We start from the raw sequence: 12884 nt of genomic DNA on the forward strand, positions 1-12884 counted from the left end.
GTCATGTTCCTTAGACAGTCCTACAAGGAATTTAAACGACTGATGTCTTTTATGCAGCTGCGCCGTAAAAGGTATTTCATCGGATTAATCGGAGATAGCATAAGCAATGCGAGCATTGCTATTCTAATGTCTTTCGTTATTCAATATTTACTTGAATTTTCCGTTCATCGCGATCATGCTGTGCTCATGAAGGCGGTTTGGATCGTTGGCGGCACGTTCGTCATGCTTAGTGTCCTGTCGCCGTTTTTTAGCTATATGTATCATCGCAGCGTAAAACAAACGATGGCGGACATCCGGCTGCTCGTTTTTGAACGGTTGGGACGGCTGCCGCAGCGCTACTATGAAACCCATCATTCCGGAGATATCGTTTCGCGAACGACGAATGATATGCACTTGATGGAACAAACGTTTACGGAGCATTTGAAATCGATCACTGTAGAATGTTTGACATTGGTCGGCTCACTAGTCGTTATGTTCCTACTCGATTGGCGGCTTGCCTTGGTTTTGCTGGCGCTCGGCCTGCTGTCCATCTTGATCAACACGCGCTTCGCACGCCCTTTGCGGAAAATAAGTGATCGGTTTCAAGAGCAAACGGGCGGTTTGACCGAACGGTTATCTGACCTGCTGGCCGGCCTGCAAGTGATCAAGATGTTCTCACTTCATCGTACAGTTACGAAGCGATTCCATGATAGGAATGCGGAGGTCACAGCCTCAGCGATGAAGCAGGGGCATCAAACGGGTCTTCTTGAAGCCGTGAATTTCGTGATTAACTTCATGAGCTTAGGCGGCATGCTCGTTGTTGGGATTATCATGTATTCGCAAAATTTAATCGAGCTTGGCGTTTTGGGGCAAATCATCCAACTGCAAACGGGCGTTTCGATGGTATTTCTGCAGCTTGGCAGTATCGTTTCTCTGATTCAGCATTCGTTTGCCGGGGCCGCACGCGTATTCGAGCTGCTTGATGAGAGGGCGGAGCCGGATCGATATTCGTCCGTACCTCCACAGGTCAGCGAGCAGGAGGCGTTGCCAAGTACAGAATTGGAAATGAACGACGTGATTTTTGATTACGGTACCTCGGCCGGCATTCTAAACGGGAGTACACTATCTGTGCAGAAAGGACAGATAGCGGCCCTCGTAGGCGCCAGTGGCAGCGGTAAAAGCACCGTCATGAAGCTGTTTCTCGGCTTCTATCCGGCTAATGGCGGGACGATCCGTTTGCTTGGCAAGCCGCTGGGTCATTATATGCTTTCTGAAATTCGGGAGCTAACTGCTTATGTTCCACAGGACCCTTATTTGTTTCACGGTACGATTGGCGATAACATCCGATTCGGCAAACCAGATGCGACGGATCAAGACTTGAAGGATGCGGCAACAGCGGCGTATGCGCATGATTTCATTATGGAGCTGACTGACGGCTACGATACGATGGTTGGCGAGCGGGGAACTTCGTTATCTGGAGGACAGCGTCAGCGAATAGCCATTGCCCGGGCTTTGCTCAAAAATGCCCCGATTCTCCTTCTCGATGAGGCTACCTCTGCGCTGGATGCTGAATCCGAGTTTTGGGTGCAGAGTGCTTTACATACTTTGATGAAAGACAGGACGACCCTGATGATCGCTCATCGGCTATCAACAGTTGAGAAGGCGGACGTCATATATGTGATGGAACAAGGTGTTGTAAAGGAAAAGGGAAGCCACCAGCAGCTCATGGCCAAAGAAGGTTTATACGCAAAGCTGTACCGGCAGCAATCGCATAACGAGCACGAGACGGAACCGGTCACCGCGTAAGAGAAGGATGCTTTCATGAAATCAATCGAAAGATAAGAGGAGTGGAATTCATGTCTATTTTCGAAAAAATGGAATCGAATGTACGTTCTTACTGCAGGTCTTTTCCCGATGTGTTCACGAAAGCAAAAGGTTCTATGCTGTACGCCGAGTCCGGAAGAACGTTTATCGACTTTTTTGCAGGAGCGGGCGCTTTGAATTATGGTCACAACAACGATTACATCAAAAGTAAGCTGGTCGAATATTTGGAATCAGACGGCATCTCCCACGGACTCGATATGTTTACTTCGGCGAAAGAGTCGTTCCTGCATACATTTTCAGAGCTCATTTTGAAGCCGAGAGAGCTTGATTATAAAGTTCAATTTTGCGGACCGACCGGTACGAATGCTGTGGAAGCAGCGTTAAAGCTGGCTCGCAAAGTCAAAGGACGTTCAGGTATTTTCTCCTTTATGGGGGCTTTCCACGGCATGTCGCTTGGCAGCTTATCGGTAACCAGCAACCTGTACCACAGATTGGCGGCGGGTACGGATTTACACAATGTTTCCTTTATGCCTTTTCCATGCGGATTCATGAATACATTTGACACCATCCACTATTTGGAAGCTGTACTGACGGATGACCATTCCGGTATCGACAAGCCAGCAGCCATTATTTTTGAAACGGTGCAAGCGGAGGGAGGCTTGAATGAAGCGCCAATCGAGTGGATGCAGCGTCTTCGCGATCTGTGTACCCGGCATGATATTTTGCTCATTTGCGATGAAATTCAGGTTGGCTGCGGCCGAACAGGTCCGTTTTTCTCTTTCGAACGGGCAGGAATCGTTCCAGATATTGTCGTGTTGTCCAAATCGATTAGCGGTTATGGACTACCGATGGCCATTACCTTGTTAAAGCCGGAATTGGATGTTTGGCATCCAGGGGAGCATACGGGGACTTTCCGCGGCAACCAATTGGCGTTTGTCGGGGCAGCTGCAGCACTGGAATACAGGGAGTTATATAACTTAGAGGCTGAGGTTCATCTGAAAGCTCATTTTGTCAGTCGGTTTTTGCAGGAGGAAATCGCTCCGATAAGCGAGGATATCCAGATTCGGGGAATGGGTCTGCTATGGGGCGTTGATGTATCCGCAAGCAAGTATGAGAACATTTCCAAAGAAATTGCCAGCCGCTGTTATGAGTTGGGACTCATTTTGGAAAGGGTGGGCCGTCAAGACGCTGTCATCAAGCTGATGCCCCCGTTAACCATATCGATGGAGGAGCTTGAGCAGGGCTGCTCCATGTTGAGACAGGCGGTTCAAGAATGCTTTGAGAAATCCGGATTAAGGCAGCACGCTTTAATCTGATGGCCAAGTGGCGGGAAAGCAATGATATGGAGATTGATATGAGAAATAAGAAAAAAGGAATCATCATAGGTTATTTGGGCCTAGGTATTCTTGCTTTTAACCTTGCAGCCATGCTAATCATTAAATTAAAGATTGTTCTACCAAATGAGTACCTCATGAATGCATTAGCTGTATTGTTGATCACTTTATTCTTATGGCCGGTTGTTTCGATCTCTGCTTTACTTTCTGCATCCAATCATCTTAACAAATTGAACGTACGATTATTGGATAATGAAGGAAATGTTAGACAAGATCATTTGAGCATTAGAAATAACCATAAGAAAAGCATTTCTATTAATACAACTTTTTTAGTAACAGTTTGTCTGTTTGTTATCTGGTTTGTCATCTTCATTTGGCATGCAATTTTGAGCCTTTAGGAAATACCCCTGGAATTATTTTCCGGGGGTATTTCTATTTCACTGAAAGAAACTACTCCGAATTAATAAGCTTAGCAATGTGATCCGCAGACATGGGAAGTCCCAGAAAATATCCCTGTGCTTCATGACAACCATAGTTTCTTAAAAGAGTGAGCTGCTCCTCAGACTCGACGCCTTCAGCGATTACTTTTAGATTTAAATTTATCCCCAAAGCGATGATTGTTTTCACGATGTTTTGATCACTAATATCATTGGAAAGATCTTTAATAAATGTTCGATCAATTTTAATGCGGTCGATAGGGAAGTTCTTCAAATACGCCAATGAACTAAACCCCGTACCAAAATCATCAATGGAAATGCTTACTCCAATGCCTTTCAGTTTGGAAAGCAGCATCGTTGCTCGGTCCAGATTCATCGTGATGCTTTCCGTAACTTCAATTTCCAAGAAATGAGGGTCCATCCCTGTTTCATTCAAAATCTTGGTCATCAATTCAATTAAGTCCGGTTCATACATCTGCCTCGAGGATAAATTGACTGACATTTTAAATGTACTTCCAAAATGGTCCATCCATAAACGCCACTGTTTGCAGGCCTCATGCAAGACCCATTTCCCAATTGGAACAATGAGTCCAACTTCTTCGGCAAATGGAATAAATTGCATGGGAGAGACGATTCCCTTCTCGGGATGATTCCACCGAATTAAAGCTTCTACACCAATGAATTCTTTCGTTGCTATATCGTATTGCGGTTGATAAACAAGTACAAATTCATTGTTGTCTAATGCTTTTCTTAGATTTCTGTAGAGGTCTACATGTTCAGAGGCAGGATACTCATTCTCTTTTACATAAAACTGGTATAAATTTTCCCCTTGGCTTTTCGCCTGATACATCGCGATGTCTGCCTGTTTGATCAATGCTTCAAACGTGCTCCCATCAGAAGGGAACATGCTGATTCCGATACTAGTTGAGATATATAAATCTTGATCTTGAATACGAAAGGGAATGGTCAAAGCAACCAGGATTGATTTAGCAATATCCTCCGTTTCTTGTTTGGTTGTGCCCGGTAACAATATCGTAAATTCGTCCCCGCCTTGACGTGAGACAACGCCTCTATTCGTAATCAGATTTTTCAATCGATCCGAAACATTCTGCAGTAGAACATCTCCCCAGGAGTGCCCCATGGAATCGTTGATCATTTTGAAATGGTCTAAATCCAGATAAAGCACGGAAACGATTTGATCGTTTTGCTCAGCATCAACAATGGCTTCTTCGAGCATATGTTGAAACGATTTTCGATTCGGAAGTCCGGTTAAAGAATCATGAAAAGCCATGTGACGAATGGTTGCTTCCGCTTTATCCCGTTCAATCACCAAACTTACCAGATAGGCCGCTCGTTCAATCAAATTAAGCTCATAGGTTTGGGGAGAATTGGGAGTTTTGTAGTACATGGCGAATGTTCCAAGCACCTGATTATTTTTATCCGTTATCGGCACGGACCAACAAGCTCTAAGACCGTGAAGGAATGCAATCTCCCGATAGTCATCCCATAGTGGATCATTTCCGATATCAGAAACAATGATTTTGGTATTGAAGAAAGCGGCTGTTCCGCATGAACCTACAGTTGGCCCTATTTCCACGCCATCAATCGCACGAATGTAGGATTCTGGAAGGTTTGGTGCTGCACAATGTTTCAAGCATTCTTTTTCCAATAAAAGAATCGAGCAAATAGCGCCGCTTTGTTGTTCGACTAATTCAATAATTCGATGCAAAATATCACGAAGTGGTTTGCCTTTTGCGATCATTTCCAAAATATCATTTTGACCTATTAAGTTATCTTGTAGGAATTTCCGATCCGTAATGTCACGTCCAATAACAATGAGCCATTGTCGGTTTCCCTTATGATCAAAAATGGGCACTTTGGTATATTCAACCATCATACTTGCACCGCGGGAACGTTTAATTTCTTCTTCGAAAATAATAGGTTTGCCTGCCTCCCAGGCTTCTTGATCCGTTTTTTCACATGTAATGAACATTTCTTTGTGAAATTCATTGGTTTTTTGGAAATCGCTGTTCGTTTTACCTTTGTATGTATCTTGTTTTAACTCAAATAGTCGGAGAACCGCGTTGTTCGCTTCGATCCATCTGCCTTTACCATCTTTAAAAACAACAATGTCTGGCATCGTATGAATTAAAGTTAGTAAATTCTGCTCGCTAATTTTTAGTTTTTTCTCTTCCAACAATCGTATTAGCTCAGCGGATGCCCTAAACGAGAAAATTTTCAGTATCGTTTCTGCGAGAAACCTGTCATGAATCGGTTGATCGTGCATCACAACAAGTATGCCAATGACAGTACCATCGACATGTAAGAGAGGAATACCCAGATAGCTTTGAATATCAAATTTGGTCAAATCCGAGTCCAAGGGAAATAAGTTCTGCACACACTCTTGATAACAACAAAGACGCTTTTCATTTACTACATTTTCACAAGGTGTATATTCCAACGTGTATTCAAATTGCTCTATCATTTCTCCTTTCTGATACATGGCGATCGTTTTTACGGACTGGTGATCGACTTCAGCAATGAAAGCATAGGAGCATTTTAAAACGCGAGCTAGATATTGAACCAAGTGTATAAAAAAACTATCTGCAGCCTCACTTTCAATACCTTGCACGATATCGAGAATGGCTTTTTTGAGGTAATCATTTTCATTTTGCAAGGCAATGATAGCTTCCGTACTTGGATTAGGATCTATTTTTGAGGTATTAAATTGCTTTTTCATATGTTTCTCCTGAAGTAGTTAATAGTACCTATGAATTTCGACAAAAACTGATAAACTCCTTCCTCTGAGAAGCTAAGTCGAACCACTCGGACATCCCCGACCAACATCTCGAATTTCCTAAAAAATAGTTCTTGAACCGCATACTACACTGTCGTACAGTTAATACTGCCGACTTCTCGTTCGTGAAAAGGAAGAGATTGCTTCTTAAATGATGTATGATTCTAAAAGGAAAGAAGGGGCTGACAACGAAGATGAACGCTTTTTTGTTGTTTTACGTAGTCATCTACATGGGAAACGCTGTTTACGGCACATTTATGCCGGTTTACCTGCATAGCGCTAAATTTTCTCAGGAGCAAATCGGGATGCTTCTTAGCCTTGGACCTTTGGTTGCGATGTTTGGCCAACCGGTTTGGGGGGCGCTCAGTGACCGGGCCAAGACGAAGAATAGCGTACTTCGCTTTCTATTGATGGGTAGCGGTGTTTCCATTTTGTTCTTCCCGCTCTCACATCATTTCATTTACCTGCTTTTGTTAATCTGTGTGTTCACATTTTTTCAGACGTCTATATTTGCAATCAGTGATGCGATTACATTGGAAGAATTGGACAGGCGTCCCACTTGGAGTTTTGGTTGGATTCGCCTGGGAGGTACAGTGGGCTTCGCTGTCATGTCTCTTGCTTTCGGTATAGCAGCCAAGTCACACATTGGCTCAATGTTCCCTGTCTACGCCGGAACTATGGCCGCCGCATTGCTGTTTCTCTGGCGTTTTCCGCCAGCTGCCGGCCGCCAGACTAATGTCACCGGCAAACGTTTCCGGGAGCTTTTCCGTAACGGTAAGCTGATGTTTTATTTGGGTATCAACTTTGTTGTTCAAATCACCTTGGGTTACTATTACGCATTCTTCCCAATCTACTTCAAGGAGATGGGAGGAGACAGCATGCTGCTAGGCTGGTCGATGGTGATTTCTTCACTCAGCGAGCTGCCGTTTCTTCTGTTTTCCGGCTGGATTTTCAAACGCGTCCCTATCTCAGCCCTTCTGATTGTGGCCGCGCTCGCATCTTCGATCCGGTGGTTCTTGTTTACCTTAATCGGGAATCCGCTTTGGATCTTACCGGTGCAGCTGCTGCACGGACTTATTTTCATCGTGCTTTCTGTTACGCTTGCCACGTTTATCAACCGTGAAGTGCCTTCAGAATGGAAGGCCAGCGGTCAAACACTTAACGGCTTGCTCAGCCTTGGAGCCGCCCGTATTATCGGCAGCTTCTTAGGTGGAATTATGAGCTCAGCTTACGGGATGAGGCAAGTTTTTTTATATAGTTCATGGGTATCCTTGACGTGTGTTATCGTGTTTGGATTTGTTATATGGATTCGCAGAAAACAGAAAGTTCTTGGTTCACCTTAAAGAAATACGGGAAAAAAGTTGAGCATTGTCGGCGATGAGCTTTTTGGTCGGTATGTCAGCCTGAGCGGCAAGTTTTATGCACATAGAACTGCCGTCTTACACCTGTAAATTAGAATGTGAAAATATTCACAAATCGTTCAAGGAATTAAGCGCTCTAATCCTTCATCTTGTGATTTTTGTCATAGTTGGGGTTCCTGATTAAGTTTAATCTAAAGGTAGAACTTCAAGACAACAGCTTCACATGGATTGAAAATAAAGGAGTGAATGAACCATGACAACAAAAGAAGCGAAGAGGATTGAACAGATTTCTGCTCAAGACGAAGTCAATGAGCTGGTAGCCAGAGCGAAGATAGCTCAGCAGCAATTTCTGAAGCTGGATCAAATGCAGGTTGACCAAATGATTCAGCAAATGGCATTAGCAGGCATTGATAGGCACATGGTTCTAGCCAAGCTTGCTGTTGAGGAAACCGGTCGGGGTGTTTACGAAGATAAAATTACCAAGAATTTATTTGCTACTGAATATATCTACCACAGCATTAAAAATAACAAGACAGTTGGAGTGATTGAGGAAAACTCGTATGAGAACTACCGAATGGTTGCTGAGCCCGTGGGCATTATTGCTGGCGTGACGCCCGTTACCAATCCGACTTCGACGACGATGTTCAAGTCATTAATCGCGGCAAAGACCCGCAACCCAATCATATTCGCTTTCCATCCATCTGCACAACAATCTAGCAGCGCAGCTGCAGCGACATTGCTGGACGCAGCTGTTAAAGCAGGCGCACCGGAGCATTGCATTCAATGGGTAAAGCATCCATCTGTGGAAGCTACCCAACTGCTGATGAATCATCCGGATGTAGCGCTTGTTCTGGCAACGGGAGGGTCTTCAATGGTGAAGGCAGCTTATAGTACTGGAAAGCCAGCTTTGGGTGTTGGACCCGGCAATGTGCCTTGTTTCATTGAGAAAACAGCGAATTTGCAGCAAGCTGTCAATGATTTGATTTTATCCAAGACGTTTGACAATGGGATGATATGCGCCTCTGAACAAGCGGTTATTATTGAAGAATCGGTATATGCGGAAACAAGAAAGTTAATGATTGAACAGGGCTGTTATTTCTTAAATAAAGAAGAAACAGAAGCAGTTTCCAAGTTGGTGATTAACGCTGAGAAGTGTGCGGTTAACGCGGTAATAGTCGGACAACCTGCTGCGAAAATTGCTGAGATGGCTGGTATTAAGGTGCCTGCGGCTACGAAAATACTAGTTGCGGAGTTAGCAGGCGTTGGTGAGGCATTTCCATTATCGGCTGAAAAACTTAGCCCTGTGCTCGCTTGTTACAAAGTGAAGAATGCTGAGCAAGGCATTGATCGGGCTGTGGAAGTGGTGAAGTTTGGCGGTATGGGACATTCCTCCGTCATTCATTCTCAGAATGCGGAGGTCATCCAAGCGTTCGCAGGTAAGCTTCAAACAGGACGCATTATTGTCAATTCACCTTCCACCCACGGTGCTATTGGAGACATTTATAATACTAACTTGCCTTCCTTAACACTAGGCTGCGGTTCTTACGGTCATAACTCCACAACCTCTAACGTGAGCGCCGTGAATCTGATCAATGTGAAGCGAGTTGCTTATCGAACAGTCAATATGCAGTGGTTTAAAATACCGCCAAAAGTTTATTTTGAAAAAGGTGCTACACAGTATTTAGAAAAAATGCCTGACATTACACGCGTCATGATTGTCACGGATCCCATGATGGTGAAGCTAGGTTACGTAGAACGTGTAGAATATTACCTCCGCAAACGACAGCTGCCAGTCTACATCGAAGTGTTCTCGGATGTGGAGCCCGATCCATCTGTTGAAACGGTGGAACGCGGCCGGGCACAGATGGCAAGCTTCCAGCCGGATTGCATTATTGCGTTAGGTGGCGGGTCACCGATGGATGCGGCTAAAGCGATGTGGTTGTTCTATGAATACCCAGATACGAGCTTTGATGCCTTAAAGCAAAAATTCATGGATATTCGTAAACGGGTTTACAAATATCCGCGTCTAGGGCGCAAAGCGAAATTCGTCGCGATACCTACGACTTCTGGGACTGGCTCCGAAGTGACGTCTTTCGCTGTAATTACAGACAAAGAGAAGGGCAATACCAAATATCCGCTTGCTGATTATGAGCTTACACCGGACGTTGCCATCATTGATCCTGACTATGTGTATAGCTTGCCGAAGACGGCGGTAGCCGACACGGGAATGGACGTCCTAACCCATGCTATTGAAGCCTACGTATCCGTTATGGCGAATGATTATTCCGATGGTTTAGCCATGAAAGCTATCCAAATGGTGTTCCAAAACTTAGAGAAATCGTTTGCCACAGCAGATCCAATTGCACGTGAGAAAATGCATAATGCTTCAACGATCGCCGGAATGGCCTTCGCGAACGCTTTCCTGGGTATTAACCACAGTTTGGCGCATAAATGGGGCGGCGAATACCACACCGCGCATGGTCGCACCAACGCGATTTTGATGCCGCATGTAATTCGCTATAATGCTCAAAAACCGACGAAATTCACTTCGTTCCCGAAATACGATCACTTCATAGCGGATCAACGCTATGCGGAAATCGCGCGTATGCTTGGGCTTCCAGCGAAGACAACGGAAGAAGGAGTAAACAGTCTCATCGAGGCCATCCGTAAGCTGAATAAAATCCTCGGTATTCCTGAGAAATTTCAGGATTTGGGATTCAATGCGGAACAATTCGAGACGCGTGTAGATTACTTGGCGGATCGGGCGTTTGAAGATCAATGTACAACAGCGAATCCTCGGATGCCTCTAGTGACAGAGCTCGCTGACGTTTATCGGAATGCTTTTTACGGAAAGTTTTAATCGTGCAAACCTAAGGAGGTACCACCATGGCAATACGAGAAGAGGACTTAAAGGCAGGCCGTTGTTGGAGTGGGTTTGTGAAAGGCAAATGGCAAACGACCATTGATGTGAAAGATTTTATCGATCAAAATATAACGGTTTACGAAGGAGATCATTCCTTCTTGGCAGGTCCTACAGAAGCTACAGATCAGCTGTGGCAGGCAGTTAGCACGCTGACCCGCCAAGAACGGGAGAATGGAGGCGTCTTGGATATCGATGTCCAGACAGTGTCCACGATTACTTCTCACGCACCAGGCTATATCGCACAGAGCAAAGAGAAAATTGTCGGTTTGCAAACCGATGCTCCGCTCAAGCGTTCTGTGCAGCCTTTCGGCGGCATTCGCATGGTCATCGACGCCTGCGAGGCCTATGGCTTTAAGCTGCCGGAAGAAATGATCCAAGTGTTTACAGATATTCGTAAAACACATAACCAAGGTGTGTTCGATGCCTACACCTCGGAAATGAAAACAGCGCGTAAGGCTGCAATCATTACAGGGCTTCCTGATGCTTATGGTCGTGGCCGCATTATTGGTGATTCCCGACGTGTCGCTCTGTATGGTGTGGATCGGTTGATCGAAGAAAAGAAGAAAGACCTCCTGCAAATGGAAGTGGATGCGATCACCGAAGATGTCATCCGGCTGCGAGAGGAGCTTTCCGAGCAGATCCGCAGTCTGGGCGAATTAAAACAGATGGCCAAAACGTATGGCTTTGATATTGCGAAGCCGGCGACGAATGCCAAGGAAGCCGTACAATGGTTATACTTCGCTTATTTGGCAGCCATCAAGGAGCAGAACGGAGCGGCGATGAGCCTTGGGCGCGTATCGAGCTTTCTTGATATCTATTTCGAAAGAGATCTAACGGATGGAACATTGACGGAAGTAGAGGCGCAGGAGCTTGTTGACCATTTTGTTATGAAGCTTCGCATCGTCAAATTTTTACGTACCCCCGACTATAACGAGCTTTTCAGTGGAGACCCTACTTGGGTAACAGAATCAATTGGCGGCATGGGACTGGACGGCAGAGCGCGAGTGACGAAAAATTCCTTCCGCTTTCTGCATACCTTATACAATCTAGGGCCTGCACCTGAACCGAACCTGACCGTGCTGTGGTCGACCAAGCTGCCCGATGGCTTCAAAGCTTACTGTGCAAAAGTATCGGCCGAGACCAGTTCGATTCAATATGAGAATGATGACCTGATGCGGCCATATTATGGGGATGATTACGGTATTGCTTGCTGTGTTTCCGCGATGCGCATCGGCAAGCAGATGCAATTTTTCGGCGCACGCGCCAATCTGGCCAAGGCTCTGCTCTATGCCATTAACGGCGGTGTGGATGAGAAGCTAGGGATACAAGTGGGGCCCCGGTTAGCTCCCTTGACTTCTAATATTTTGAACTATGAAGAAGTAGTGGGGAAATTCGATACGATCATGGAGTGGCTTGCGAAGCTGTATGTGAACACACTTAACGTTATTCACTATATGCATGACAAATACTGCTATGAGCGGATTGAGATGGCGTTGCACGACCGTGAAATTATACGCACGATGGCAACAGGTATCGCCGGATTGTCCGTAGTTGCTGATTCACTGAGTGCGATAAAATATGCGAAGGTACGCCCGATCCGCAATGAAAATGGCATTGCGGTCGACTTTGAAATTGAAGGCGAGTACCCGCAGTATGGCAATAATGATGATCGTGTAGATGCCATTGCCGTTCAATTGACGGAAACGTTTATGAATAAGATCAGGAAGCATAAGACGTATCGCGGGGCAGTGCCCACGATGTCCGTTCTGACCATTACCTCTAATGTCGTCTATGGGAAAAAGACAGGAAGCACCCCAGATGGGCGCAAAGCCGGAGAGCCCTTCGCACCAGGCGCCAATCCTATGCATGGACGTGACCGGAAAGGTGCATTGGCCTCATTGGCTTCTGTTGCCAAGATTCCCTACGAGCATTGCCTCGACGGTATTTCCAACACGTTCTCCATCGTACCGAAGGCACTTGGCAGGGAAGAGGAGTCACGCATCTCGAATCTTGTTTCCATGCTCGATGGCTATATGGCCAATTACGGTCATCATCTGAATATTAATGTTTTTGACCGTGCAAAGCTGCTGGATGCCATGGAGCATCCGGAGCAATATCCACAATTGACGATTCGTGTTTCCGGCTATGCCGTGAACTTCATCAAGCTGACTAAGGAACAACAGCTTGATGTGATACATCGTACTTTTCACGGCACGATGTAAATAGAGA

The 12884-nt window shown here is 45.4% G+C and carries 7 protein-coding genes; 6 read left to right on the forward strand and 1 reads right to left on the reverse strand.

The features are described 5' to 3' along the window. The first annotated feature begins 3 nt into the window (after positions 1-3). From NYR53_RS11800 to NYR53_RS11810, 3 genes are read left to right on the forward strand one after another with little or no spacing between them, the layout of a single operon-like run. On the forward strand, positions 4-1785 hold the full coding sequence (locus NYR53_RS11800) for an ABC transporter ATP-binding protein (RefSeq protein WP_261305341.1): 1782 nt from the start codon (positions 4-6) through the stop codon (positions 1783-1785). A 50-nt stretch (positions 1786-1835) separates the two neighbouring features. Further along, positions 1836-3119: a diaminobutyrate--2-oxoglutarate transaminase gene (gene ectB, locus NYR53_RS11805; protein ID WP_261305342.1), complete on the forward strand. Its 1284-nt coding sequence runs from the start codon at positions 1836-1838 to the stop codon at positions 3117-3119. Next, on the forward strand, positions 3119-3535 hold the full coding sequence (locus NYR53_RS11810) for a hypothetical protein (RefSeq protein ID WP_261305343.1): 417 nt from the start codon (positions 3119-3121) through the stop codon (positions 3533-3535). The genes ectB and NYR53_RS11810 overlap by 1 nt, the downstream gene beginning before the upstream one ends. 52 nt (positions 3536-3587) lie before the next feature. Here the strand turns inward: NYR53_RS11810 and NYR53_RS11815 are convergent, their stop codons facing one another. Further along, positions 3588-6314, reverse strand: coding sequence for an EAL domain-containing protein (locus NYR53_RS11815; protein ID WP_261305344.1), 2727 nt, complete (start codon positions 6312-6314; stop codon positions 3588-3590). Positions 6315-6529: 215 nt separating this feature from the next. On the opposite strand from NYR53_RS11815, the gene NYR53_RS11820 reads away from it, so the two are divergent. The 3 genes from NYR53_RS11820 to pflB all read left to right on the forward strand — a co-directional run bounded on the left by NYR53_RS11820 (position 6530) and on the right by pflB (position 12877). Continuing rightward, complete coding sequence (locus tag NYR53_RS11820) at positions 6530-7714, forward strand: MFS transporter (RefSeq protein WP_261305345.1); 1185 nt, start codon at positions 6530-6532, stop codon at positions 7712-7714. A 271-nt stretch (positions 7715-7985) separates the two neighbouring features. Beyond that, the gene (adhE, locus tag NYR53_RS11825) at positions 7986-10592 is read left to right on the forward strand and encodes a bifunctional acetaldehyde-CoA/alcohol dehydrogenase (RefSeq protein ID WP_261305346.1); all 2607 of its coding nucleotides are present in this window, start codon (positions 7986-7988) and stop codon (positions 10590-10592) included. 26 nt (positions 10593-10618) lie between these two features. Beyond that, positions 10619-12877 carry a formate C-acetyltransferase gene (pflB, locus tag NYR53_RS11830; protein WP_261305347.1) on the forward strand — a complete coding sequence of 753 codons (2259 nt, stop codon included), beginning with the start codon at positions 10619-10621 and terminating at the stop codon, positions 12875-12877. The last annotated feature ends 7 nt before the right edge of the window (positions 12878-12884 follow it).

The organism is Paenibacillus andongensis (assembly GCF_025369935.1).
In the GTDB taxonomy this organism is placed as follows: domain Bacteria; phylum Bacillota; class Bacilli; order Paenibacillales; family NBRC-103111; genus Paenibacillus_E; species Paenibacillus_E andongensis.

What these genes read in the sequence shown, in the direction of transcription:
- adhE (WP_261305346.1), top strand. Translation starts at nt 7,986, where the DNA reads ATGACAACAAAAGAAGCGAAGAGGATTGAACAGATTTCTGCTCAAGAC.
- NYR53_RS11815 (WP_261305344.1), bottom strand. Translation starts at nt 6,314, where the DNA reads ATGAAAAAGCAATTTAATACCTCAAAAATAGATCCTAATCCAAGTACG.
- NYR53_RS11800 (WP_261305341.1), top strand. Translation starts at nt 4, where the DNA reads ATGTTCCTTAGACAGTCCTACAAGGAATTTAAACGACTGATGTCTTTT.
- NYR53_RS11820 (WP_261305345.1), top strand. Translation starts at nt 6,530, where the DNA reads ATGATTCTAAAAGGAAAGAAGGGGCTGACAACGAAGATGAACGCTTTT.
- ectB (WP_261305342.1), top strand. Translation starts at nt 1,836, where the DNA reads ATGTCTATTTTCGAAAAAATGGAATCGAATGTACGTTCTTACTGCAGG.
- pflB (WP_261305347.1), top strand. Translation starts at nt 10,619, where the DNA reads ATGGCAATACGAGAAGAGGACTTAAAGGCAGGCCGTTGTTGGAGTGGG.
- NYR53_RS11810 (WP_261305343.1), top strand. Translation starts at nt 3,119, where the DNA reads ATGGCCAAGTGGCGGGAAAGCAATGATATGGAGATTGATATGAGAAAT.